A 21,659-nucleotide genomic window follows, 5' to 3' on the forward strand; every position below is an offset into this window, starting at 1 on the left:
GAGCCGGGATGGGTCGTCGAGAGCGCACGAGTGGTGTTGGGACGAGGTCGCCGCCGTGGGCGGGCGGCGACGCTACCCGTTCTGGGCGTTCCGTCCGTTCCGGTCGTTCCGGTCGTCTCCGTCGGAGAGCAGCCCGCCGAAAATCGTGTTCTCCGCCGCGCGGAGGTGCTGTGAGAACGTCGCCGACGAGATTCCGAGCGACTCCGCGACCTCCTCGCCGTTCGCCTGCCGCGGCCACTCGAAGTAGCCCGCGAAGTACGCGGTCTCCAGGACGGTGCGCTGCCGGTCGGTCAGCTCCTCCGACCACGCCTCCTTCAGCTGCTGGTTCTCGCCTGACCGGTCGGTGAGCTGTCGGCGCGCCACCGGCTCCGCTTCCGGGTACCGGTCCCGAATCGTCTCGATGACCGCGCGGACGGCGACGTCGGGCGGGAGGTGGACGACCATCCGGAGCGTCCCGTCTTCGATGACCATCTGCTCGACGGAGCCGCCGTGTTCGGCGACCCGCGACATCACCGGTTCGTCGGCGGTTCGGAGCTCGAACCGGACGTCGTCGAGCGTCTCGCTCACCACGTCGAAGTCGGTCCAGTACGCCGACTGCTCGGTGAGCGATTCGAGCACCGACGTCGCGTGCTCCGGGGCGACGCCGTAGATGAGGAACTCGTCGTCGTCGACCGGGACCGCCCGCTCGAACGTCAGCGTCTCCGCCGACGACGCCTCGACGCCGAGCGCGTCGAACACGTCGGGGACCCGGACCTCGAGTTCGACGGTGCTGTCGCTCATCAGCGCCTGCTTGCGCTCGGCGGCGGCGATGGCGTGCCCGACGATTTCGCCGAGGTGTCCGAGGACGGTCCGCTCCTCGTCGCGGAACGCGTCCTCCCGGTCGGCGTACACGTTCAGGACGCCGTAGACGGTGTCCTCGTGGCTGATGGGAATCGCGGCGGACGACCGGAATCCGTACTCGTCTGCGGCCTCGCGCCACGGCGCGTACGACTCGTCGCTTGCGGCGTCGCGGACCGTCTGCAGCTCGCCGGTCCGCAGCGCCCGGGGCGTCGGCCCCTGCCCCGTCTCGTCGTCCGGGTCCATCGACAGCGAGACCTCGTCGAGGTAGTCGCCGGTGCCGGCTTCGGCGCGCACCGTCACCGACCGCGTCGTCCGGTCGTGCTCGGCGATCCAGGCGAACTCGTAGGAGGCCGACTCGGCGAGCCGCTCACAGACGATCTGTTCGATCTCCTGTCTCGTCGACCGGTCGATGACCGCCTCGGTGACGCCGTGGACGACACCGTTCAGCTGGTTCAGCGCGGCGAGCCGCTCGCGCTGGAGTTCGAGTCGGCGCTCGTACGCCTTCCGCTCGGTGACGTCGTGGGTGTAGACGACGAGCCCGCCGATTGCCGGCTCGTCGAGGAGGTTCCGGCCGCGCGCCTCCAGGTCGACCCAGGAGCCGTCCGCGTGTCTGAACCGGAACTCCGCGGAGGCCCGGTACGTGCTGTCGTCGGTGAGCGACGAGAACTCCGCGCGCAGCACCGCCCGGTCGTCGGGGTGGACGTACTCGAACGTGTTCTCCCCGACGAGGGCGTCCTGCGGGTAGCCGAGGACGTGTTCGACCGACGGCGTGACGTAGCTCACCGTGCCGTCGAGGTCGATGACGGCGTTGACGTCGGTCGACTCCTCGATGAGCGTCTCGTACCGCTTCAGGGTCCGCTCGTGCGCCTTCCGCTCGATGGCGTGGTAGACGGTTCGCGCGAGGAGGTTCGGATTGATTTCGTCTTTCACGAGGTACTCCTCGGCGCCCTCGCGGAGCGCCTCGACGCCGACCTCGTGGTCGCTGACGCCGGTGAGCACGACGACCGGCACCGGGCCGGTCCGGCGGTGCAGCGTCCGCAGCGTCTCGATGCCGGTGCTGTCCGGGAGGTTCAAGTCGAGCAGCACGACGTCGAACGGCTCGGTCCGGAAGCGGTCGACGCCGTCTTCGAGCCGCGTCTCGTGGACGAACATCTCGCCGTCGCCGGCGCCGGCCGGCCGGGCGTCGAGCAGGTCGTCGTGGTCGAACGGCCGCTCCGTGAACTCGGCGGCGTCCGCCAGCAACTCCTCGATGTACCGGGCGTCGCCGGGGTTGTCCTCGACGAGCAGGATTCGGGGGAGCGTCTGGTCGGGCATGTCAGTCCGGGCTGGGCGGGAGTTCGACGAGCGTCAGCCAGAACTCCTCGAACGACCTGACGAGGTCGACGAACTCGTCCGGGTCGATGGGCTTGGTCAGGTAGGCGTTCGAGTGGTGTTCGTAGCTCTGTACGATGTCCTCTTCGGCCTCCGACCCGGTGAGGACGACGACCGGGATGCGCTGGAGCGCCGGGTCGTCGTTCATCTCCTCGAGGACGTCCAGTCCGTCGACCTTCGGGAGGTTCAAGTCGAGCAGCGTCAGGTTCGGTCGCGGCGCGTCCGCGTGCTCGCCGCGCTGGAACAGGAACTTCAGGGCGGCCTCGCCGTCGGTGACGACGTGGAGGTCGTTCGCGAGTTTGGCGTCCGCGAACGCCTCCTTCGTCAGCCGGACGTCGCCGGGGTTGTCCTCGACGAGCAGGATGTCTATCGGCTCCGCGTCGCGAGGGCTGCTCATCGGCTTCCCTCGGCCGCTGAACGGTTCGTGAACGTCGACCGCGAACGGCGGCCTGCTCGGGCTGCCGGACGCAGACCCGGCCCCCGGGGTGTCCCCGGACGGGTCGTCCCGCTACTCATTTCGCCGCTATAACCGCCTCCCCGGTTTAAATCCCTTGTTGCCCCGGTCGTTCTGTCCGTTTCGTCGCCGACAGAATCGGCCGCCGGTGACGGCTCGGGCCGGCCGGCCGCCGGACGCGAACGCTTTTATCGTCGCCGCGGGCAGGAACGGCCATGAGTTCCGGGAGCGACGACGGCGCCGACGGGGGCGGCGAGGAGCCGACCGTCGAGGACCTCATCGAGCAGCTGGAGGCGCTCGAAACCGTCGTCGACGACCACGACGAGCGGGTGCAGGTCCGCGACGCGATGCGGACCGCCCGCGACATGTCGACGCCGAGCGTCTTCGGGAAGGTGATTCACGGCTTCGACCGCGGCGACCTGGCCGAGGCGCTGCTCGGCAGCGTCGTCTTCGGCATCCCGATGCTCGTCGAAGGCGGCACCCTGGAGGTCGGCGAGTTCCTCGCGGCCCACCCGCTCGCGTTCGTCGCCACCGCGCTGTTCACCGTCGCGCTCGTCGTCGGCATCATCTACGTCGCCGACATCCAGGAGGTCCGCGTCCGCGACCCGCTGTTCGGCGTCGTCCCGCGGCGGCTCGTCGGCGTGCTCGGCGTCGCCTTCCTCGCCGCGCTCGCCGGCATGACCGTCTGGGGCCGCGTCGACTGGAGCGACCCGATGCTCGCCGCCGGCGGCGTCCTCGCCGCCTTCGTCCCGATGGCAGTCGGCGCCGCGCTCGGCGACCTCCTCCCCGGCTGACGTCGCAGCCGGCGTCGCAAGAGCCGGCTGCCGCCGGCCGCCGGCCCGAGTCTCCGCGAGCCGAACCGTTATCCGCCGCGGCCGGCTTCCGTCGCGTATGACCGAACAGCTGTATCTCGCAGACAGCTCCGTCGCGTCGTTCGAGGCGACCGTCGAGCGCGTCCTCGACGACCGCGTCGTCCTCGACCGCACCCACTTCTACCCGGCCGGCGGCGGCCAGCCGAACGACACCGGGGCGCTCCGGTTCGACGGCGGCGAGGCGACCGTCACGGACGTCCAGAAGAAGGACACGATATACCACACCGTCGACGGCGACGTTCCCGCCGAGGGCGACGTCGTCGAGGCGGAACTGGACTGGGAGCGGCGGCGCGCCCACATGCGGTACCACACCGCCCAGCACCTGCTCTCGGCGGTGCTGCTCGACGAGTTCGACGCGCCGACCGTCGGCAACCAGCTGTACGACGACCGCGCCCGGCTGGACGCCGAGTACCCGAAGTTCTCGGCCGACGACCTCGACGACGTCGAGGCCCGCATGAACGACCTCGTCGACGACGCGCTGGCGGTGCGGCACTACACGATGGACCGCGACGCCGCCGAGGCGGAACTCGACACCGAGCGCACCCGAATCGACCTGCTCCCCGAGTCCATCACGGAGCTCCGCATCGTCGAAATCGGCGACGAGTCCGACCCGTTCGACCGGACCGCCTGCGCCGGCACCCACGTCGCGTCGACCGCCGAACTCGGCCGCGTCGACGTCACCGGCCGCACCACGCAGGGAAGCGACAGGGAGCGCGTGACGTTCACGCTGCGCGACGACTGACCGGTACGACCCCGCGGCTACTGACCGGCAGCGAACCGCAGACGCTGACCCGCGTCGCTGACCCGGCTTGCCGACCGGGCGTCACCGACACGCGTCGCCGTCGTCACCGTCGTCGCCGCCATCGTCGCCGCCGCCACCGTCGCCACCGCGGTTTTCACCGGTGATACTCGGGCACGAAGGGATTTATGTTGGATACGGATACCGGAGAGCAGCGGCACAGGGAGTGCGGACGAACACGATGCTCAAACCGAGCGATTACGACCCGGAGGAGTTGCGGGCGCTGGCGGGAGCGGCGGCGCCGACGCACGGGACCGAGGAGGGCGAGCGGTGGGCGACCCCGCACGACTTCCTCGGCGGCGCGGAAGCGCGCGTGCGGGCGGCGCAAGTGGAGGACGCGTTCGTCCTCCAGGCGGCAGCCGACGGCGCGGACCGGCCGTACCTGCGGAGTCTCCCGGACTCCGTGGCGGCGACCCGGCTCGCGCTGGACTGGCTGCACTACCTCGTCGGCGTCGGCGGGCGCGAACGCGCCCGCGACGCGCTCGCGCTGTACCGGCGAGTCGAATGGCTCGGCGCCGACGCCGAGGACGCCCTCGCGGCGCACCTCGAAGCGTTCGACGACTCCGACGACGGACGACTCGGCGCCGGACACCACCGGACGAGCCTCCTGTTCGTCGCCCGCCTCGCCGCGCTCCGATAACCATGGCAGCTGAATCTAACTCAGGCGACGACTTCGAAGCGAACGAACCGACTCCGGTCGGCGTGAAGCTCGGCTCCACGCGGACCGTGCTGCGCTACCCCGGCGAACGCGACGGCGACGTCGAGACCGTCCGGACGCTCACCTGCCTCGCCACCTACGAGGACGCCATCACCGGCGACGAGAAGGCGCTGTTCGGCGAGCAGGCCGCCGCGGAGTACCCCGACCGCGTCGAGTACATGCTGCGGTCCGGCCTCCCCGAGGACGACGACCGCGCCGAGCTCGCCGACCGGTTCTTCACCGAACTCATCGAGGCGAACTCGGTGCCCGACGACTCCGCCGTCGTCTACGCCATCCCGACGATGGAGAACGACGACGGGCTGGAGAACCTCACGGACGTCATCGAGTCGTCCAGCATCGGCGCCGCCGAGATGCGGTCGTACCCCGAGTCGCTCTGCGGCGCCATCCCGGCGCTCGGCGACGGCGTCGAGGCCATCGACGAGGTGTTCATCTCCGTCAACATGGGCTCGACGAACCTCGAGGCGTGCGCGTACCGCCGCGGCGACCAGCTCGTCCCGTTCTCGACCGGCTCGGTCACCGGCAACGACGTCGACCGCCGCATCGTCGCGAACGTCGAAGAGGAGACGCAGGGCCGCGTCCACGTCGACCTCACGACGGCCCGCGAGTACAAAGAGCAGCACGGCGACTTCGACGCGTTCGAGCCGTTCACGGACGTCATCCAGCAGCCGGGCGGCGGCAGCCACGAGTTCACCATCGAGGACTCCGTGATGGACGCGCTCGACTGGTACGTCGACGCCGCGGTCGACCAGGTCGCGAACGAGTTCCTGCCGGAGCTCGCGAACGACTACATGAAGCCGTACCAGCTCGCGCTCGAACACCGCATCGCGCTCACCGGCGGCATGGCCTGCATCCCGGGGCTCGCCGACGAGTTCGAGCGCCGGCTCAGCGCGGAGCTCGACCGCGACGTCGAGGTCGCGACGCCGGACGACCCGGACCTCGCCGCCGCCGAAGGCGCCCACCGCATCGCCGAGCGCCTCGCCGGGAACTGAGCCGATGACCCGGGGTGACGACGGCGACCCGGCCGGCGGCGACCAGTTCGCCGACGGCGACGCCCCAGCCGCGACGCCCCGGGAGTCGACGCCGCCGAAATCGGCGGCGCCGGACTCGGAACCGACGGACCGCGACGCCGACGGAACGGGCGGCTTTTTCAGCGACACCGGAACGGGCGCTAGCGGCGACGCCGGCTCCGGCGTCGACACCGGCGGTCCGCGGACCGACGACCCGTTCTCCGACGTTCCCGGCGCGGTCGGCGGCGACTCGGCCGACGGCGACGCCGCCCACGACCCGGTCGACGCGCTGCTGTACGGCGGGGAGACGCGGCGCGCGTCGCTGCTGCTCGACGGCGGGACGCTCGTCGCGACGAGCCACCGGCTGCTCGCGTACACGCCCGGCGGCGACGACGCGCCGAACCTCCGCGCGCTCCACCGCGCGAACGTCACGGACGTGTCGCTGTCGGCGGCCGGCCGCGGCTGGCTGCTCCGGCCGGCGACGTACGCGCTGCTCTGCGGGCTGATTCTCGTCGGCTTCGGCTCCGTCGTGTCGCTCGACTCGATGGCGTCCACGTCGACGGCCGCGTCCGGCGCATCCAGCACCGGCGTCGGCGGGCTCGCGTCCGCGGCGTCCGGCGTCGTCGGCCTGCTGGCGCTGCTCGACGACGCGCTCCGCGTCGCCGGCGCGGCCTGTCTGCTCGTCGCTGCGGCGCTGCTGGCGCTGTACCTGCGGTCGCGGACGACCGAGGTCGTCGTCGGCCGCGCCGGTGACGACCCGCTTCGGCTGCCGGCGCCGGACCCGACGGCGGAGGACGTTCGGCGCGTCGAACGGGCGGCGACCGAACCGGCGGCCGCCGCGGGCGACGGAGAACCGGCGCGGACGGACGGCGGCTGAAGAAAAACGGAGACCGGGGACGACGCCGTCGCGGATTACAGTTCGCCGAGTTTGCGGAGCAGCTGGCCGCGGTAGCGCTCGTCGGCGGTGACGCCTTTCACTTCGAGGACGTTGCGTTCGAGCTTGTCGAGCGCGACGTGGAAGGCGTGTTCGGCGCCGTAGCCCTCGCCGGAGCCGGCGACCTGGCCGTGGGTCGTCCGGAGCCGAATCTGACACTGGATGAGCGGGGTGCCGCGGAGCTTCTCTTTGTGCTCGTGGAGCCGGACGTGCGCGTGCAGCACCTGCATCTCCTGGTACTTGTCGGCGACCTTCGTGATGGACTCCATGATGTCCTGCCGGGAGATGGTGTCGAGCAGTTCGACGTTCGTAATCTGGACGTCCATCGACTCCTCTTCGGTGTAGGTGAGCGCGCGGAGCACGTCCGTCTTCGTGATGACGCCGGCGGCGTGGCTGTCGTCGTCAGCGGGCGTCACGACCAGGCCGTTGACGTCCTGTTCGAGCATCTGCGCGACGGCGTCCTCGACGGACTCGTCCGGCGTCGCCGTGTAGACCGGGCTCGACATCATGTCGTACACCGGGAGGTCGAGCATCCGGTCGATGTCGCCGCGGCGGTCGCCGCGGCCCTGCCGGTCGCTCTCGCGGACGACGAAGTCGACGATGTCGTGCGTCGTCAGAATCCCGACGAGCTTCCCGGCGTCGTTCAGCACCGGGAGCCGGGAGATGCCGTGTTCGCGCAGGCGGTTGATGGCCTGCCCCGCGCCGGCGTCTTCCTCGATAGAAACCACGCCGTCCGTGTAGATGTCGTCGACCGTGAGCGCGTCGAGGCTGTCGAGCACCGCTTCGAGGATGGCGTCGACGGTGACGATGCCGTACAGCTGGTCGCCCTCGTACACCGGCGCGACCTTCACGCCGCCCTCGACGAGGACCCGCGCGACCTCCCGGACGTCCTCCGTCCGCGACACCTCCGGCGCCGGCTTCATCAGCGCCGCCGCCTTCGTGTCGTCTTCGACGCGCGACCGGATGAGTTCGCGCTCGCCGATGACGCCGCCGTACTCGCCGTCCTCCATCACGATGATCCCCTTCGGGTTCTCGCGGTCGAACAGCGACCGGACCTTCCCGAGTCGTTCATCCGCGTCGACCTCGACGAACTCCGGCACGGCGATGTTTGAGATATCCATAACGCTGTCGTGGAGATACAGCCCCCCGCGTCTTGAAGGTTGGTTCCGTCGAGCCGGACGCCGAGCCGCCCGACGAACGGCCACCGAGCCGCGTCTACGCGTGATATCTTCCGCCTGTAATGCCCTCAGTTGACCGTACGCCCGGTTTTCCGGGGGCTCGGCCACAACGGTTTTGCCCGGCTCCTCCGGTGAGACGCGTCAGTCTGTCAGCCGCCGGACTGTTTCGTTCACCTGGCCGAGCTGGTCGGTCTGCCGCTCGGTGGCGGCGGCGATGTCGGCGACGCTCTCGCGAACCGCCTCGGCCTCCTCGGTCGCCTGCTCGACGAGCGATGCGACCTCCTCGGTCGACCCGGCCTGCGACTCGGTGGCGCGGGCGACCTCCTGAATCCCGTCGACGGACTCCTGGACCGCGTCGGCGATGTCGTCGAGGTTCTCCATCGCCGCCTCCACGCGGCTCACGCCCTCGTCGATGCGCTGTTCGGTGCGGTTCAGGCTCTCGACGGTCTCGCCGGTCTGCGACTGAATCGACGTCACCAGCCCCTCGATTTCGGCGGCGCGCTCCTGTGACTCCTCGGCGAGCCGCTTCACCTCCTCGGCGACCACCGCGAAGCCGTCGCCCGCCTCGCCGGCCCGCGCCGCCTCGATGTTCGCGTTCAGCGCGAGCAGGTTCGTCTGGTCCGCGATTTCGTCGATGACCGTGACGACCTCGTCGATCTCGTCGACCTGTTCGCGCAGGCCGCGGACGTCCGCGGCGACCTCGCCGGTCGCGGACTCGATGTCGTCCATCGTCGACAGCGCGTCGCCGGCGGCGTCGACGCCGTCGTCAGCGAGGTCGCCGGCGTTCTCCGAGGTCGCCGCGACCTGCTCTGCGGTCGCCGCCACCTCCTCGACGCTCGCCGACAGCGACGACACCTCCGACTCCACCTCGTGCATCCGGGTCGCCTGCTCGTCCGCCGCCTCGGTGATGTCCTCCGCCGCGCCGGCCGCCTCGTCGGCCGCGTCCTCCAGTTCCGAGAGCGGGTGCTGGACGTCCGTCGAAACCTCGGCCGCGAGCCGTCGTCGGCGCTCCGTCTCCGCTTCGAGCCGGTCGGCGTACGACTGGATGTACGTGTCCATCGCGACGCCCTGGTCGAGCAGCAACAGCCGGAGCGTCGACAGCATCCGGTCGCGCACCGACTCCAGCGCCGCCGCGCCGTCGCCGTCGGCGTCGAGGTCGAACTCGTCGGTGGCCTCCGAGACGAACGCGTCGAACAGGCCGCGGTAGTACACCTCGTAGGCGCCGATGTAGTACTTCGGCCCGAGGTCCAGCATGTCGTGAATCTTGCCGATGCGCGCCCGTCCGTCGAAGTACTGCTGGCCGTAGTCGCCGCGGCCGAGCCCGCGGAGGTACTCCGCCTGCGTCCGTTCGAGCGCCGCGACGGACTTGTCGCTGCCGTCGTCGATGAACGACTGCGCGTCGTCGTGCGCCGCGATGGTGTCGTAGAAGTCGTCGACGAGTTCGTCCGCGACGTCGTCGAACACGTCCGAGAGGTCGGCGAGCCGGCGCTCGTCGGCGTCGTCGAAGCCGACGAAGCTCTTCCGCCACGCGATCTCCGACTCGTTGATGCCGATGTCGTCGGTCAGTTCGCTCCCGTCGACCGCGCGCCGCGCGTCGGCCGTGATGACGCCGTCCTGCGTGGCGTCGTCCCGCGTCCCGTCGCCTCGCGCGCTGCCGCTCGCAGCCTCGACGCCGCCGTCGGTTCGGTTTCGGTCGTCACTCCCGCTCGAAAAGTCCTCGCGCCGTTCCATACCCGGCGGTTCGCGGCGCCCACCATAACGCACCGGGTCAAAGTTTCAGCGCCGATAACCGCAAGGCTGCGCGGCGGTCGAAGCCGGAAATTTGCCCGCAGAACGCGGAACTCACAACGCCCGCGACGCCGGGAAGAAAACCGGAGCGCGGACTCCCAACCGACCGTCGCGAGAGCCGAACTGGGCTCCGCTTTCGGCGACGCACCACATCCTGTGTGCGCCGCTCGGCGATGTGAGAATCGGAGAGTGGGTTGGGGCGGATTCGAACCGCCGACCTGCTCCGTGTGAAGGAGCCGTCATAACCGGACTAGACCACCAACCCGGCAGTGCGTCGTAACCGGGTGCCGGGCTTAAGGCTTACCTCTTCGCGCGGTACTCCTTGATGCGGTCGCGGGCGTCCTGAACGGCCTCTTTCGTCTCGCCTTCGGCGCGCTCTGACAGCTCTTTCAGGTCGGCCTGGAGCTTCTCGAGCCGGTCGGGCTCCGGCTCTTTCTCCTTCCCGACGAGTTCGCGGACGCGCTCTTCGATGGGCTGGACCTCCTCTTTGACGCCCTCCTTGGCGTGGTCTGCGGCTCGGCCGAGGTAGTACCGTGCGTCCTCGAAGTGCTTCGACATACCTGTCGGTACGCGAAGGACAGATAAAGTCCTTGTGACCGGTTCGGTGGCGTCAGTACGTGGGTTCGTCCTCGGGGACGCCGTCGCGCTTGTTGACGAGGCGGCCGGCCGTGAACAGCGCGTCCGACAGCCGATTCAGGTACGCGACGGCGTCGCCGTTCACGTCCTCCTGGTCGGCGAGCGCGACGGCGCGTCGCTCCGCGCGCCGCACGACGGCGCGGGCGTGGTGGAGTTTCGCGCCCGCCTCGCTGCCCGACGGGAGGACGAAGTTCGTGAGCGGGTCGAGCTCCTCGTCCATCTCGTCGATCCAGTCTTCGAGCGCCTCGGTGTGCTCCGGGCGGACGACCGGATCGTCGTCGGACGGCTCCGGGTTCGCGAAGTCAGCCTGCAGCACGTGCAGGTGGTTCTGTATCTCCCGGAGCCGGTCGTCCACGTCGTCGTAGCCGGACGGCCGGATGGCGCCGATGAGCGCGTTCGCCTCGTCGACGGTTCCGTACGCTTCGATGCGCGGCGACGTCTTCGGGACGCGCGTCATGTCGCGGAGGTCCGTCTGGCCTTCGTCGCCGCGGCCGGTGTAAACGGTCATCTCAGGCGAGCGTCCGCTCGACGTATTCGAGGATGTTCGCGGACTCGTTCATCGTGACGCCGCGGTCGTCGTCGACCAGCACCGGGACGCCGCGCTGTCCGCTCACCCGCTTCACCTCGTTCCGGTCGGAGTGGAGCGCGTCCACCCAGACTGTGTCGTACGCGACGTCGTTGTCCGCGAGCGCGTCGTGCACCTTCTCGCACCACGGGCAGCCGTCCAGCGCGTACAGCGTGATTGCCATACCGGCGTGTACGGCCAGGCCGGCAAAGTAGCTTGGCTTCACCGGGCTTCGGCTTCCGACCCGAATACTCACGGGCGAGCCCGTCCGAGTGGGGTGCGTGGACGGAGACTCAGCGATGGCCGTCGACGCCGAGGCGGTACGGCTCCGGTTCGCCGCGTTGGCCGCCGTGGCGGCGCTCGTGTTCGCGCCGCTGGTCGTGCTCGTGTACGTGTGGCAGCCAGCGGCGCTGCCGCGGTGGTGGTGGACCGGCTACGTCGCGTACGCGGTGGCGGTGATGGTCGCCGGTCGGCTGGCGGTCGACCGCGTGACGTGAGAGCCAGTCGTCGGTGAGTGAAAAGCAGTCGTCGGTGACGGAAGAAACGCGTCGCCGGAGCGGTAAGCCGGCGTCAGAGGTCGGCGCGGGAGGAGTCGATGTCGGCGCCTTCGTTGATGCGGACGAAGCCGTAGTCGCACTCGTTGCAGCGCCACTTGGTCTTCTCGCCGAGGTGCATCGTCATCGCGGCGACGCGCCAGAACCCCTGTTCCTCGCCGCACTCCGGGCACTCGTGGGTCATCTCCAGGCTCATACGTCAGGGTCGAGACGCCGCGCGCTTCAAAACTCCGGTTCGCGCCGTCTTCCCGCCGCGGCGCACAGCGCGTCAGGCTGGTCGGTGCGAGGCGGGAGGCGGCGGAGGTAGCGCGAGGTGAGGGAGACGGCGCGAGGCAGGGGACGACCCGGGTGGTGCCGGAAGCAATACCGACAAGCCGGAGGCCTTCGATGGGCCGGTATGACCTTCGAGACGACCGTGCAGACCCGGTACCGCGACCTCGACCCGATGGGCCACGTCAACAACGCGGTCTACGCGTCGTACCTCGAACACGCCCGCGTCGACTTCTTCCGCGAGGAGGTCGGCGAGCGCATCGAGACGTCGAACGCGGCGCTCGCGTCGCTGTCGCTCGACTTCGAACGGCCGGTTCAGCGGCTCGACCCGGTGACGGTCGCCGTCGACGTCACCGACGTCGGCACCACCAGCCTGTCGCTGCGGTACGAACTCAGCGTCGACGGCGAGCGCGTCGCGACCGGCGAGTCCACGCAGGTGGCGCTGGACGAAGCCGGGGACCCGACGCCGCTCGGCGACGACCTGCGCGCCGCCGCCGAACGCCACCTCGAAGAATGACCCGCGACGGCGCCGACTCGCCGGGGTCGCTCGACGCCAGCGTCGCCGTCTTCGGCAGCATCAACGTCGACCGGATGCGGCGCGTCTCCCGCGAGGAGGCCGAGCGGCTCGCCGACGAACACGACTGGTTCCCGGAGCGCGGCGAGACGACGCCGGTCGAGTCGCCGCCGACGGATTTCGACGCGGAGACGACGCGGCTCGGCGGGAAGGGGGCGAATCAGGCGGTCGCCGCGGCGCACGCCGGCGCGGAGACCGCGATGTTCGGCGCGGTCGGCGCCGACGCGTCGGCGTTCGGCGTCCGCGAGACGCTCCGCGGCGAGGGCGTCGACGCCTCGGCCGTGCAGACGCGCGGCGACGTCACCGGCGCGGCCTACATCTGGGTGGAGCCGGACGGCGAGAACCGTATCGCCATCGTCGCCGGCGCGAACGACGACCTCGACGAGTCGTACGTCGCGAGCCACGTCGACCGCGTCGCCGCGGCGGACGCGGTGCTGCTCCAGAACGAGGTGCCCGTGGACGCCGCCGTCGCGCTGCTGGACGCGCTGGACGCCGCCGGCGGCGAGCGGTGCGTCGTCGTCGACCCGGCGCCGGCAGCGGGCGCCGCGCCGCTGGTCAGCCACCCCGCGGTCGACGCGGTGACGCCGAACGAGTCCGAGTTCGCGGCGCTCGCGGACGCGCTCGCCGACTTCGACGGCGCGGTCGTGAAAACCGAGGGAGCGGACGGCGTCTCCGTCGAGCTCCCCGGAACGTCGTTCCACGTCCCGTCGCCGACGGTCGACGTCGTCGACACCACCGGCGCCGGCGACGCCTTCGCGGGCTACTTCGCCGCCGAGCTCGGCGCCGGGACCGGCTACGAGCGGGCCGTCGAGCGGGCCGTCGCCGCCGGCGCGCTCGCCTGCACGGCGGAGGGCGCGATGACGTCGCCGGACCGCGACGCGGTCAGCGAACTCCTGAGCGAGTAGCGCTGCCGCGGGCGGCGACGGTTGCCGCCGGAGTCGAGCAGTTCGCGGGCGGTTTCCGGGGTGATTTCCGGTGCGTGGCGGCCGCTCGACGGACGCCCAGTTGTGCTGTCGTAACGACTAAGAACGAAAACCGCCTCGTGTACCGTAATGAGAACTTACGTCTCTCCTGTTCGAGCCGGCCAACGGAGGTGGAGGCCGTGGGCGTCGAAATAAAGGGGTCTCGGGTGGACGACGAGTCGTTCGAGGACATGAAACACTTCGTCCGCGAGTACCTCGCGGCGTCGGTGGAGTCCGAGGAGGACGGCGGGCGGATGCGGTGGTACCCGTGGCACTCGGCGGAGTACCGCTTCAACCACATCCTGAACGTCGTTCGGCTCGCGGACCGCATCGCGGCGAAGGAGGGCGCGGACGCGGACGTCGTCCGGGTCGGCGCCGTGTTCCACGACGTCGCGAAACTGGAGGCAGACCAGGACGTCCACGCCGAGGAGGGCGCGCGCGTCGCCCGGAAGTACCTGACGACGCACGGCGACTACCCGGAGTCGTTCGTCGAGGAGGTGTGCGGCGTCGTCGAGGACCACTCGTATCAGGGGTCGCTGACGGACCTGTCGCTGGAGGCGCAGTGTCTCATCGAGGCGGACCTGCTGGACAAGATCGGCGCGAACGGCACGGCGCTGATGCTGCTCCGGATGGGGTACGAGGCGCGGACGCACATGGACGCGGCGCAGATGGTCCAGCGCGTCCTGGAGCGCGGGAAGGACCACGCGGCCCGCATCGAGTCGGACACCGCCGAGTCCATCGCGCACGAGCGGCTGAAGCGCGTCCGGTGGTTCCGCGAGTGGCTGGAGGCGGAGGTCGCCGAGATGGACTGCGACCCGGACGACCTCGACCCGGTGTAGGCCGCCGCCCCAGTGGTCCCCGGTGAGTCGGCCGCTGCTGTTCGCCGCTACTGCCGCCGCCACGAGTTCGTGACCGGCGGCTGCAGCTGTGGCGTGCAGCTGTGGCAGTTGCTGCTGAGGCAGTTGCTACTGCGACAGTCGTTGCTGAGGCGGTCGCTATTACTGTAACAGTTGCGGCTGCGGCTGTGGCTGTGACGGCGACGGCAGCCGCGGCTGCGACCGCGGCGGTCGGGCGCGGAGTCGCAGCCTCGCCCTCCCCAGCCGACTCACTCGTCGCTTCGCTCCTCGTTCGCCCCTCGCGCGTCCGGCGCGGACGGAGCCGCGCCGCCGCGCCGCCGCGGAGGTCCCGCCGCGCCGCCCCGGGGTTCGGTTCAGACGGTGTCGAGCACGCCGAGGACGCGCTCTTCGGCGTCGCGGCCGGGGTCGTGTTCGCTGCCGTCGCGGTCCGAGGCCCGGTGCTCGTCGACGGTTCGCCGCATGGCGTCGTCGAGCGGCGTGGAGTCCCAGCCGAGCGCGGCGAGCTTGTCGGTGTCGAGGACGTGCGGGTAGTCGCGGTAGAGCACGAAGTCGTCCGCGGCGAGGCCGGCGGCGGAGAGTTCGCGGTCGGAGGCGTGGACGACCTCGCAGTCCGTGTCGGCGACGTCGGCGATGCGGTCGACGGTGTCTTCGAGCGTGAGCAGCGTCCGGTCGCCGACGTTGTACGCCTCGCCCGGCTCGCCGCGCTCGGCGACGATGCGGAGCGCGGCGGCGACGTCTTCGACGTACGCGCGGTGCCAGAGGTTCTGGCCGTCGCCGGGGACGACGACGCGGTCGTGGTTCAGGACCCGGTCGATCCAGTAGTCGAGCCGTTCGGTGTAGTCGTGCGGCCCGTAGACGATGCAGGGGCGGACCGACGTGGCGTTCACGCCGTCGGCGGCGGCCGCGGCGACGACCCGGTCGCCTTCGGCTTTCCGCGGGCCGTACGTCGCGCCGGAGTCGTCGGTGGCCTGCTCGGGGGTGCACTCGCACAGCGCCGTTTCGCCCTCGCGCTTCGGGATTTCCTCGGCGCCGTACGCCGACCCCGAGGAGATGTAGACGTAGCCGTCGACGTCGGCGAACACGTCGACCGCGGCCTCGACGTCGCCGGGCTTGTACGCGACGCAGTCCACGACGACGTCCGGTTCGACCGCCAGTTTCGCGGCGCGCAGGTCGGTGTCGTCGGTGCGGTCGCCTTCGACGTGGGTCACGTCGTCGGCGTCGGCGAACGGGTTGTCGTGGTTCCCGCGGTTGAAAATGGAGACGTCGTAGCCGTTCTCGCGGAGGTCGTCGACGACGTGGCGGCCGATGAACCGGGTGCCGCCGACGACGAGCGCCGAGTCTGTCATGGCGGCACGGAGGTGCGGCGCCGTCGAAAAGCCGGCGGTTCACGGCGCCGTTGCCGGTTCGTGCGACGAACCGTCGAAGTCGGCGGGCGAGCGCGGCCCGCGGAGCCGGGGAGACGACGCGGTTAGACGACGGCGCTCCAGAGCGGCTGCACGACGAAGAACAGCGCCTGGAAGCCGGCGTACAGGAACACCAGCGCGGACGCGGCGATGGAGCCCTTCGGCTTTTCGAGTTCGAGGTCGTTCCGCGCCTCGACGCAGCGGGACTCGTACTCGAAGACGTCCGAGATGAACAGGCCGACGACGAGCACCGACAGCACCATGCCGCCGTGCGGGTGGACGACCATGTACGCGAACGACGACAGCACCAGCAGGACGTTCGTCGCCTCGTGCGGCAGGTACCGCGACATGGCGTCGTCTCCGTCGCCTTCGGCGGCCAGCCGCTCGTAGCTACGCTGTGCGAGGAACCGCGTCGCGAAGTTCGCCAACACGAGCGCGAAGATGACGAACGGGATGAGGTCCGCGACGGACTCCAGCGCCCCGAGCGGGACGAGGAACTCCAGCGGAAGCGGTTGCATACAGGGTACTCGGACGACGACTCATTAGAAGGTTTCCAATCCCGAGCGACGTGCGGGCGACTGCTACCCCTCCCGGTGCCGGGGCACCCTGAGGAGTTCGACGGCGTCGTCGACGCGGAGTTCGACCGGGACGCCCGCCGGAACGCGGCGTTCCGCGTCGTCGTCGACGAGCAGTTGCACCGCGGCCTCGTCGCGCTCGACGGTGAGCGTCGGCGGCTCGTCGACCACCCACGTCTCGGTTTTCGTCGTGAACGGCGCGATGGGTACCACCGACAGCCCGGTTCCCGGCGTCAACACGGGGCCGCCGGCGGCGCGCGCGTAGCCGCTCGACCCGGCCGGCGTCGCCACCACGACGCCGTCCGACCGGAACTGCGCGAGCGGCTCCTCGCGCGTCTCCACGGCGTACTCGGAGATGCGCGCCGGCTCCGCAGTGAGCAGGGTCACGTCGAGTACGGCCCGGAACCGGTCGCCGTCGACGGCGACGCCGAGGACGGGGTGGTCGACGGTCCACGCCTCGCCGGCGGCGAGCGCGGCGAGCGCCGAGTCGACGCCGAGTTTCGACACCGAGTGCGCGCCGTCGCCGGCAGCCACCGGTAACACCGGCGCGTCGGGCTCGGCCAGCGCCGCCTCCACCAGCGCCTCCTCGCCGAACGTCACCAGCGCGTCCGCCGAAGCGGCGTCGCCGACGACTGCGCCGCCGGCGGATTCGATCGCCGCGCGAACCGTCCCGTCGTCGCCGGCGAGCGCCACCCGAAACTCCGTCATCGCCTCACGGTTCCGGCGGCGACGACTTAACCGCGGGGGTCTGCGCCTCGTCCGCGTCGCTCGATTCCGTCGACGCACTCGGACGAGGCAAACGAAGCGACTGAGCGACCGAACGACTAAACGACCGGACGGACCCAACGACCGGCCGAGTGACTCCGAGAACAGGACCGTCGCCGTCGGCGACGGAGTGGTGCCGCACCGCGAGTCCGCGAACCCCGGTTTCGCGTCGGCGCGCTACAGTTCGCGCTCCTGGATGTAGCCGCGCTTGCAGTCGGGGCAGATGTCGCCGGCGCGCATCGACGAGGCGCCGACCGGCTCGGTCTTGCCGCACTCCGGGCAGACGTACTCGACGTCCGGTTCGCCGGCGGTGGTGGACAGTTCGACGTTCGGCGGCCCCGACGTGGCGGACGACGCCGAAGACGACGCGGACGCGCCGTTCCGAACCGGGTCGGTGTCGGTTCGGTCGGTCGCTCCGCCCGCGGCGCCGGGGTCGCTCGGAGCGTCGGCCGGCCCCGAGTCGGACGGCTGCGTCCCGCTTCCCGCGCCGGACGAGCCGGACGGGCCGGAAGCGGGCTGAGAGCTCGCAGGCTCCGTGGCGCCGGCGCCCGTCGCCGCGTCGTCGCTCGGCCCGGCCTCGATGAACTCCGCGTCCTCGTCGTCGACGACGTCCGAGTCCACCTGCGGCGTCAGGTTCCCGTCGACCGAAACGCCCTCGTCGGGCTTGCCGTCGCTGACCTCGGCGTCGAACCCTTCGTCCTCGCCGCGCTGCTGCGGCCAGGCTGCCGAGTCGTCGTCCGCGTCGATGAACTCCGCGTCCTCGCCGTCGACGCCCTCGGCGCCGTCCGCCGGGTGGTCCGCGCCCGAGACGACGCCCGAGCGCGCCTCCGTCGCCGCGTCGTCCTCGTCGTCGGAGCCGTCGTCGAGGAACTCCACGTCGGCCGATTCGCCCGCGGAGGGCTGGTCGGTCTCCTCTGCCGCCTCCGCGGGGTGGGTTGCGTCCGCGTCCGGCCACGCGCGCGGCCCGGACTCGCTCTCCTCCGCAGCGGCCTGCTTCCGGTTCGCGTCGGCGTCCGGCCACTCGCCGTGCTGTCGCTCCCCCGGCGCCGCACCCGCGTCGGGGTCGCCGCCGGCCGCCGCGTCCGCGGCGCCGGACTCCCCGTCGAGGATTTCGGCGTCGTCGTCGACGTCGGTGTCGACGTCGGCCTCGTCGTCGACTTCCGGGTGGTCGAACTCGTCGCCGCTCTCGGCGTCGGTGATGACCGAATCCTCCCGGTCGGCGGCCGCTTCGGCGTCCTCGTCGCCGGCGGCTGCCGAGTCGTCGCCCGCCGAGCCTTCTACCGGTCGAGGCGAGCCGTCGTCCGGCGTTCCGGCTCCGGCGTCAGCGTCGATGAACTCCGCGTCGTCGCCGGCCGCGTCGCCCCCGACGCCGGTTCCCGTCGGCCGGGACGACGCGCTCGGCGACGGCGTGTCACCGCCGGTCGCCGGCTCCGCGTCCACCGACTGCGACGTCGACTCCGCGGACGTCGACTCCGCGGTCGTCGACTCGGCGGGCCGGTCCGAAGCCGGGTCGGCCGGCCCGTCGATGAGGTCCTCGACGGCCGTCACCTCCTTGTTCTCGGAGACGACGCGCGTCTCCCCGCAGCGCTTGCACTCTTTCACCTCCGTGATGGTGATGATGACCTCGTCCCCTCGTTCCTCCCGTTCACGCTCGGTCTGCGGCTCCGTGAAGTTGTGACCGAGCAGGCACCTGAGACCCATTGGTCGTTCAAACCGCCTTCTCGCCTAAAAGGGTTCGTTCGCGTCTGACGCTCGACGGACGGGCGAAACCGGCTCCGCCCGGTCGGTCGCCGGTACACGTAAGCCGCCGCCGACCAACGGGCGACGTATGAAGGCGCGGGCGGAGTTCCGCGACAGGGACGACGTCGAGGTGGCGGTTCTCGACGCGCTCGTCGGCAGAGCGGAGGACGGAATCACCGTGCTCGAACTCAGGTCGCACGTCGACGCCAGCATCGACGACATCGAGGCGGCGCTGTCGACGCTGAAGTCGGAGCAGCTCATCACCGTCGAATCCGACAACGGCGGCCTCCGAATCTATCCGGCGGACCGGGTCGTGCCGGCCCCCGGCGAGGCGCCGGACGAAGAGCCGTCGCTGCTCGACGCCATCCGGGAGCGGCTCGGGCTGTAAGCCGACCCCCGACCGGCAGTCCGCGGCTCTGACCGCCGGAGAACGCACCGCTTTTGCCGGCAGCGACGTATCAGTACGTATGAGTCTCGTCGCTGGGCTGCACGAGGACCACGGCGCCGTCTTCGAGGACCGTGGCGGCCGAGAAGTCGTCTCGCACTACGGCCGCCCGGGCAGCGCCGCGCGTGCGGTCCGGAACGGCGTCGGCGTCATCGAGATGGGGTACGGCGTCGTCGCCGTCGAGGGCGCCGACCGCGTCGACTTCGTCGACGACGCGGTGACGAACAGCGTCCCGGCCGACGACGGCGAAGGGACGTACGCGCTGCTGCTCGACCCGCAGGGCGGCATCGACACCGACATGTACGTCTACAACGCCGGCGAGCGCCTGCTGCTGTTCACGCCGCCGAGCCGCGTCGAGCCGCTCGTCGAGGACTGGTCCGAGAAGGTGTTCATCGACGACGTGGAACTCCGCGACGCATCCGCCGACTTCGGCGTGTTCGGCGTCCACGGCCCGACGTCGACCGAGAAGATCGCGTCGGTGCTGAACGGCGCCGGGTCGCCGGAGCCGGCGCTGTCGTTCGTCCGCGGCCGCATGAACGACGTCGGCGTCACCGTCGTCGCGAGCGACGCGCCGACCGGCGAGGAGGGGTACGAGGTCATCTGCGCCGCCGACGAAGCCGAACGCATCTTCGACACCCTGCTCACCCGCGGGCTGAACGCCGCGCCGTTCGGCTACGACACCTGGGAGACGCTCACCGCGGAGGCCGGGACGCCGCTGTTCGACACCGAGCTCCGCGGCCGGCTCCCGAACGTCGCCGGCGTCCGCAACGCCGTCGACTTCGAGAAGGGCTGTTTCGTCGGGCAGGAAGTCGTCTCGAAGGTCGAAAACCAGGGACGGCCGAGCCAGCGGCTCGTCGGGCTTCGACCGGAGGAGCGCCCCGACGCCGGCGCGGCCGTCTTCGACGGCGACGCCGCCGTCGGAGACGTGACGCGCGCGGTGGACTCGTCGACGCTCGACGGAGCCGTCGCGCTGGCGTACGTCGACTTCGGCTGTGACGGCGACGACCTCGCGGTCCGCGTCGACGGCGACGACGTCCCGGCCGAGCGCGTCGAACTCCCGTTCGTCGACGGCAGTGCGCGCTCCGCGCGGCTCCCGACGTACCCCGAGTAACGGCGTGTCGGCCACGCCGCTGGCCGTCCGGCCGAGCGCTGCCAGGCGCTACGAGAACAGTTTCTTCAGGTGGTCGCGGGAGAAGAACGAGCTCGGCTCGTCCATGTGGACCCCGATTTCGCCGGAGAGCGCCCACAGTCCGGCGCGCTGCACCGGCTCGGGGAGCGAGTAGGCGCGTCGAATCCAGTGGCCGAACCGGATTTCGCGTTCCAGTTCGTCGCGCCACGCCGACTCGTACGCCGGCAGCGTCGTCGGGTCCTCGGGGTCGACGACGTCCGCGGCCACGTCCGCGGCGCGCATCCCGTAGAGGATGCCGCCGCCGGTGAACGGCTTCGTCTGCGCCGCGGCGTCGCCGAGCAGGAAGCCGCGGGTCGCGGTCGTCGCCGCCGGCGGCCCGATGGGAATCGCGCCGGAGCAGAACCGGTCGGTGTCGACGTCGTAGGCGTCGGTGAGCCGGTCGAACAGGTCGCGGACCTCGTGGCCGGGCGGCGCCGCGAGGCCGTACTCGACGCCGGCGTCACCGCGCGGGATGCGCCACGCGAAGAACCGCGGCGCCGTCATGTGGACGTCGACGTGGTCGCCGTGGTCGGCGGTGTCGTCGAACGCCAACACGCCGTGCAGTTTCTCGTCCGGCTCCGGGAGGTCGAGCTGGCGGCGGACCCGCGACACCGGGCCGTCCGCGCCGACGACCATCCGGCCCTCGAACTCGCGTTCCTCGCCGGCGACGGTGGCCGTGACGCGAACGTGGCCGGCGCGCTCTTCGACGCCCGTGACGGTGTGACCCTCGCGGACGTCGGCGCCGGCGTCGACCGCGGCGCCGGCGAGCGTCCGGTCGAGCTCGACGCGGTCGATGACGTTCGACACCTCCTCGCGCTTGTAGAACCGGTAGCCGTCGGTGTCGGGGCCGCCGACGTGGAAGTCAGCGCCGTACACGCGGTTCTGCAGCAGCCGCTCTTTCGCGTCGGCCGGCACGTAGTCCCAGACGTCGGTGGAGACGTGCCCGGAACACGCGAGCGGCGTCCCGACCTCGCCTTTCTCGAGTGCGAGCACGTCGTACCGCGCCTCGGCGGCGCGGCGCGCGAACCGAGCCCCGGCCGGTCCGACGCCGACGACGACGAAGTCGTACATTGCCGGACGATGGACGCGAGCGAAGATATGTCTCGTGGTTCAGTGATTGGCGAACAGGCGACACCCGAACCGGCGGCCGAGACCGTGCCGCACAGCCGCTTCACCTCGGCCGG

At 71.0% G+C, this 21,659-nt stretch carries 24 protein-coding genes and 1 tRNA gene; 11 read left to right on the forward strand and 14 right to left on the reverse strand.

The features are described 5' to 3' along the window. Nucleotides 1-72 precede the first annotated feature (72 nt). Complete coding sequence (locus ACQUS7_RS04645) at nucleotides 73-2,154, reverse strand: bacterio-opsin activator domain-containing protein (protein ID WP_435145046.1); 2,082 nt, start codon at nucleotides 2,152-2,154, stop codon at nucleotides 73-75. 1 nt (nucleotide 2,155) lies between these two features. Further along, nucleotides 2,156-2,608: a response regulator gene (locus ACQUS7_RS04650; protein ID WP_435145049.1), complete on the reverse strand. Its 453-nt coding sequence runs from the start codon at nucleotides 2,606-2,608 to the stop codon at nucleotides 2,156-2,158. Nucleotides 2,609-2,880: 272 nt separating this feature from the next. Between ACQUS7_RS04650 and ACQUS7_RS04655 the strand changes: the two genes are divergently transcribed. The 5 genes from ACQUS7_RS04655 to ACQUS7_RS04675 all read left to right on the forward strand — a co-directional run bounded on the left by ACQUS7_RS04655 (nucleotide 2,881) and on the right by ACQUS7_RS04675 (nucleotide 6,938). Beyond that, on the forward strand, nucleotides 2,881-3,459 hold the full coding sequence (locus ACQUS7_RS04655; RefSeq protein ID WP_435145052.1) for a DUF2391 domain-containing protein: 579 nt from the start codon (nucleotides 2,881-2,883) through the stop codon (nucleotides 3,457-3,459). Nucleotides 3,460-3,556: 97 nt separating this feature from the next. Beyond that, the gene (locus ACQUS7_RS04660; protein WP_435145055.1) at nucleotides 3,557-4,279 is read left to right on the forward strand and encodes an alanyl-tRNA editing protein; all 723 of its coding nucleotides are present in this window, start codon (nucleotides 3,557-3,559) and stop codon (nucleotides 4,277-4,279) included. A 238-nt stretch (nucleotides 4,280-4,517) separates the two neighbouring features. Then, nucleotides 4,518-4,976 (forward strand): FlaD/FlaE family flagellar protein, encoded by a 459-nt coding sequence (locus ACQUS7_RS04665; protein ID WP_435127239.1) that lies wholly within the window; start codon nucleotides 4,518-4,520, stop codon nucleotides 4,974-4,976. A 2-nt stretch (nucleotides 4,977-4,978) separates the two neighbouring features. Further along, entirely contained in the window at nucleotides 4,979-6,043 is a 1,065-nt protein-coding gene (locus ACQUS7_RS04670; protein WP_435127237.1) for a hypothetical protein, read from the forward strand. Nucleotides 6,044-6,047: 4 nt separating this feature from the next. Further along, nucleotides 6,048-6,938, forward strand: a complete 891-nt coding sequence (locus ACQUS7_RS04675; RefSeq protein ID WP_435145059.1) for a hypothetical protein — start codon at nucleotides 6,048-6,050, stop codon at nucleotides 6,936-6,938. 35 nt (nucleotides 6,939-6,973) lie between these two features. Here ACQUS7_RS04675 and ACQUS7_RS04680 read toward each other — a convergent pair whose 3' ends face one another. The 6 genes from ACQUS7_RS04680 to ACQUS7_RS04705 form a co-directional block, all read right to left on the reverse strand. Further along, nucleotides 6,974-8,116: a CBS domain-containing protein gene (locus tag ACQUS7_RS04680; RefSeq protein ID WP_435127233.1), complete on the reverse strand. Its 1,143-nt coding sequence runs from the start codon at nucleotides 8,114-8,116 to the stop codon at nucleotides 6,974-6,976. A gap of 198 nt (nucleotides 8,117-8,314) precedes the next feature. Further along, nucleotides 8,315-9,904: a globin-coupled sensor protein gene (locus ACQUS7_RS04685; protein WP_435145062.1), complete on the reverse strand. Its 1,590-nt coding sequence runs from the start codon at nucleotides 9,902-9,904 to the stop codon at nucleotides 8,315-8,317. Between the two features lie 247 nt (nucleotides 9,905-10,151). Continuing rightward, nucleotides 10,152-10,226 (reverse strand) — tRNA-Val (locus tag ACQUS7_RS04690). A 35-nt stretch (nucleotides 10,227-10,261) separates the two neighbouring features. Then, on the reverse strand, nucleotides 10,262-10,519 hold the full coding sequence (locus ACQUS7_RS04695) for a DUF7553 family protein (protein ID WP_435145064.1): 258 nt from the start codon (nucleotides 10,517-10,519) through the stop codon (nucleotides 10,262-10,264). 52 nt (nucleotides 10,520-10,571) lie between these two features. Next, nucleotides 10,572-11,105, reverse strand: a complete 534-nt coding sequence (locus ACQUS7_RS04700; protein ID WP_435127227.1) for a cob(I)yrinic acid a,c-diamide adenosyltransferase — start codon at nucleotides 11,103-11,105, stop codon at nucleotides 10,572-10,574. A gap of 1 nt (nucleotide 11,106) precedes the next feature. Then, entirely contained in the window at nucleotides 11,107-11,346 is a 240-nt protein-coding gene (locus tag ACQUS7_RS04705; protein ID WP_435127225.1) for a glutaredoxin family protein, read from the reverse strand. A 97-nt stretch (nucleotides 11,347-11,443) separates the two neighbouring features. On the opposite strand from ACQUS7_RS04705, the gene ACQUS7_RS04710 reads away from it, so the two are divergent. Continuing rightward, on the forward strand, nucleotides 11,444-11,659 hold the full coding sequence (locus ACQUS7_RS04710) for a hypothetical protein (RefSeq protein ID WP_435145068.1): 216 nt from the start codon (nucleotides 11,444-11,446) through the stop codon (nucleotides 11,657-11,659). A gap of 73 nt (nucleotides 11,660-11,732) precedes the next feature. Here the strand turns inward: ACQUS7_RS04710 and ACQUS7_RS04715 are convergent, their stop codons facing one another. Beyond that, entirely contained in the window at nucleotides 11,733-11,912 is a 180-nt protein-coding gene (locus tag ACQUS7_RS04715; RefSeq protein WP_435127221.1) for a hypothetical protein, read from the reverse strand. Nucleotides 11,913-12,113: 201 nt separating this feature from the next. Between ACQUS7_RS04715 and ACQUS7_RS04720 the strand changes: the two genes are divergently transcribed. The 3 genes from ACQUS7_RS04720 to ACQUS7_RS04730 all read left to right on the forward strand — a co-directional run bounded on the left by ACQUS7_RS04720 (nucleotide 12,114) and on the right by ACQUS7_RS04730 (nucleotide 14,361). Continuing rightward, nucleotides 12,114-12,503, forward strand: coding sequence for an acyl-CoA thioesterase (locus tag ACQUS7_RS04720; RefSeq protein WP_435127220.1), 390 nt, complete (start codon nucleotides 12,114-12,116; stop codon nucleotides 12,501-12,503). After that, the gene (locus ACQUS7_RS04725) at nucleotides 12,500-13,465 is read left to right on the forward strand and encodes a PfkB family carbohydrate kinase (RefSeq protein ID WP_435145071.1); all 966 of its coding nucleotides are present in this window, start codon (nucleotides 12,500-12,502) and stop codon (nucleotides 13,463-13,465) included. The genes ACQUS7_RS04720 and ACQUS7_RS04725 overlap by 4 nt, the downstream gene beginning before the upstream one ends. A 197-nt stretch (nucleotides 13,466-13,662) precedes the next feature. Further along, entirely contained in the window at nucleotides 13,663-14,361 is a 699-nt protein-coding gene (locus ACQUS7_RS04730; RefSeq protein WP_435127216.1) for an HD domain-containing protein, read from the forward strand. Nucleotides 14,362-14,732: 371 nt separating this feature from the next. Here ACQUS7_RS04730 and ACQUS7_RS04735 read toward each other — a convergent pair whose 3' ends face one another. The 4 genes from ACQUS7_RS04735 to ACQUS7_RS04750 form a co-directional block, all read right to left on the reverse strand. Further along, on the reverse strand, nucleotides 14,733-15,725 hold the full coding sequence (locus ACQUS7_RS04735) for an NAD-dependent epimerase/dehydratase family protein (RefSeq protein WP_435145074.1): 993 nt from the start codon (nucleotides 15,723-15,725) through the stop codon (nucleotides 14,733-14,735). A gap of 122 nt (nucleotides 15,726-15,847) precedes the next feature. Beyond that, nucleotides 15,848-16,300, reverse strand: coding sequence for a DUF7313 family protein (locus ACQUS7_RS04740; protein WP_435127212.1), 453 nt, complete (start codon nucleotides 16,298-16,300; stop codon nucleotides 15,848-15,850). Nucleotides 16,301-16,363: 63 nt separating this feature from the next. Continuing rightward, entirely contained in the window at nucleotides 16,364-17,065 is a 702-nt protein-coding gene (locus ACQUS7_RS04745; RefSeq protein ID WP_435145076.1) for an NAD(+)/NADH kinase, read from the reverse strand. Nucleotides 17,066-17,299: 234 nt separating this feature from the next. Beyond that, nucleotides 17,300-18,823, reverse strand: a complete 1,524-nt coding sequence (locus ACQUS7_RS04750) for a DUF7093 family protein (RefSeq protein ID WP_435145079.1) — start codon at nucleotides 18,821-18,823, stop codon at nucleotides 17,300-17,302. Nucleotides 18,824-18,950: 127 nt separating this feature from the next. On the opposite strand from ACQUS7_RS04750, the gene ACQUS7_RS04755 reads away from it, so the two are divergent. Together ACQUS7_RS04755 and ACQUS7_RS04760 are read left to right on the forward strand one after the other, a co-directional pair. After that, nucleotides 18,951-19,250, forward strand: a complete 300-nt coding sequence (locus tag ACQUS7_RS04755; RefSeq protein WP_435127207.1) for a DUF6432 family protein — start codon at nucleotides 18,951-18,953, stop codon at nucleotides 19,248-19,250. A gap of 79 nt (nucleotides 19,251-19,329) precedes the next feature. Continuing rightward, the gene (locus ACQUS7_RS04760; RefSeq protein WP_435145083.1) at nucleotides 19,330-20,418 is read left to right on the forward strand and encodes an aminomethyltransferase family protein; all 1,089 of its coding nucleotides are present in this window, start codon (nucleotides 19,330-19,332) and stop codon (nucleotides 20,416-20,418) included. Between the two features lie 48 nt (nucleotides 20,419-20,466). Here the strand turns inward: ACQUS7_RS04760 and ACQUS7_RS04765 are convergent, their stop codons facing one another. Next, nucleotides 20,467-21,546, reverse strand: a complete 1,080-nt coding sequence (locus ACQUS7_RS04765; RefSeq protein ID WP_435127203.1) for a geranylgeranyl reductase family protein — start codon at nucleotides 21,544-21,546, stop codon at nucleotides 20,467-20,469. Between the last annotated feature and the right edge of the window lie 113 nt (nucleotides 21,547-21,659).

It is taken from the genome of Halobaculum sp. P14 (genome assembly GCF_051195155.1).
Lineage (GTDB): Archaea > Halobacteriota > Halobacteria > Halobacteriales > Haloferacaceae > JBNTKA01.

What these genes read in the sequence shown, in the direction of transcription:
- ACQUS7_RS04645 (WP_435145046.1), bottom strand. Translation starts at nt 2,154, where the DNA reads ATGCCCGACCAGACGCTCCCCCGAATCCTGCTCGTCGAGGACAACCCC.
- ACQUS7_RS04650 (WP_435145049.1), bottom strand. Translation starts at nt 2,608, where the DNA reads ATGAGCAGCCCTCGCGACGCGGAGCCGATAGACATCCTGCTCGTCGAG.
- ACQUS7_RS04655 (WP_435145052.1), top strand. Translation starts at nt 2,881, where the DNA reads ATGAGTTCCGGGAGCGACGACGGCGCCGACGGGGGCGGCGAGGAGCCG.
- ACQUS7_RS04660 (WP_435145055.1), top strand. Translation starts at nt 3,557, where the DNA reads ATGACCGAACAGCTGTATCTCGCAGACAGCTCCGTCGCGTCGTTCGAG.
- ACQUS7_RS04665 (WP_435127239.1), top strand. Translation starts at nt 4,518, where the DNA reads ATGCTCAAACCGAGCGATTACGACCCGGAGGAGTTGCGGGCGCTGGCG.
- ACQUS7_RS04670 (WP_435127237.1), top strand. Translation starts at nt 4,979, where the DNA reads ATGGCAGCTGAATCTAACTCAGGCGACGACTTCGAAGCGAACGAACCG.
- ACQUS7_RS04675 (WP_435145059.1), top strand. Translation starts at nt 6,048, where the DNA reads ATGACCCGGGGTGACGACGGCGACCCGGCCGGCGGCGACCAGTTCGCC.
- ACQUS7_RS04680 (WP_435127233.1), bottom strand. Translation starts at nt 8,116, where the DNA reads ATGGATATCTCAAACATCGCCGTGCCGGAGTTCGTCGAGGTCGACGCG.
- ACQUS7_RS04685 (WP_435145062.1), bottom strand. Translation starts at nt 9,904, where the DNA reads ATGGAACGGCGCGAGGACTTTTCGAGCGGGAGTGACGACCGAAACCGA.
- ACQUS7_RS04695 (WP_435145064.1), bottom strand. Translation starts at nt 10,519, where the DNA reads ATGTCGAAGCACTTCGAGGACGCACGGTACTACCTCGGCCGAGCCGCA.
- ACQUS7_RS04700 (WP_435127227.1), bottom strand. Translation starts at nt 11,105, where the DNA reads ATGACCGTTTACACCGGCCGCGGCGACGAAGGCCAGACGGACCTCCGC.
- ACQUS7_RS04705 (WP_435127225.1), bottom strand. Translation starts at nt 11,346, where the DNA reads ATGGCAATCACGCTGTACGCGCTGGACGGCTGCCCGTGGTGCGAGAAG.
- ACQUS7_RS04715 (WP_435127221.1), bottom strand. Translation starts at nt 11,912, where the DNA reads ATGAGCCTGGAGATGACCCACGAGTGCCCGGAGTGCGGCGAGGAACAG.
- ACQUS7_RS04720 (WP_435127220.1), top strand. Translation starts at nt 12,114, where the DNA reads ATGACCTTCGAGACGACCGTGCAGACCCGGTACCGCGACCTCGACCCG.
- ACQUS7_RS04725 (WP_435145071.1), top strand. Translation starts at nt 12,500, where the DNA reads ATGACCCGCGACGGCGCCGACTCGCCGGGGTCGCTCGACGCCAGCGTC.
- ACQUS7_RS04735 (WP_435145074.1), bottom strand. Translation starts at nt 15,725, where the DNA reads ATGACAGACTCGGCGCTCGTCGTCGGCGGCACCCGGTTCATCGGCCGC.
- ACQUS7_RS04740 (WP_435127212.1), bottom strand. Translation starts at nt 16,300, where the DNA reads ATGCAACCGCTTCCGCTGGAGTTCCTCGTCCCGCTCGGGGCGCTGGAG.
- ACQUS7_RS04745 (WP_435145076.1), bottom strand. Translation starts at nt 17,065, where the DNA reads ATGACGGAGTTTCGGGTGGCGCTCGCCGGCGACGACGGGACGGTTCGC.
- ACQUS7_RS04750 (WP_435145079.1), bottom strand. Translation starts at nt 18,823, where the DNA reads ATGGGTCTCAGGTGCCTGCTCGGTCACAACTTCACGGAGCCGCAGACC.
- ACQUS7_RS04755 (WP_435127207.1), top strand. Translation starts at nt 18,951, where the DNA reads ATGAAGGCGCGGGCGGAGTTCCGCGACAGGGACGACGTCGAGGTGGCG.
- ACQUS7_RS04760 (WP_435145083.1), top strand. Translation starts at nt 19,330, where the DNA reads ATGAGTCTCGTCGCTGGGCTGCACGAGGACCACGGCGCCGTCTTCGAG.
- ACQUS7_RS04765 (WP_435127203.1), bottom strand. Translation starts at nt 21,546, where the DNA reads ATGTACGACTTCGTCGTCGTCGGCGTCGGACCGGCCGGGGCTCGGTTC.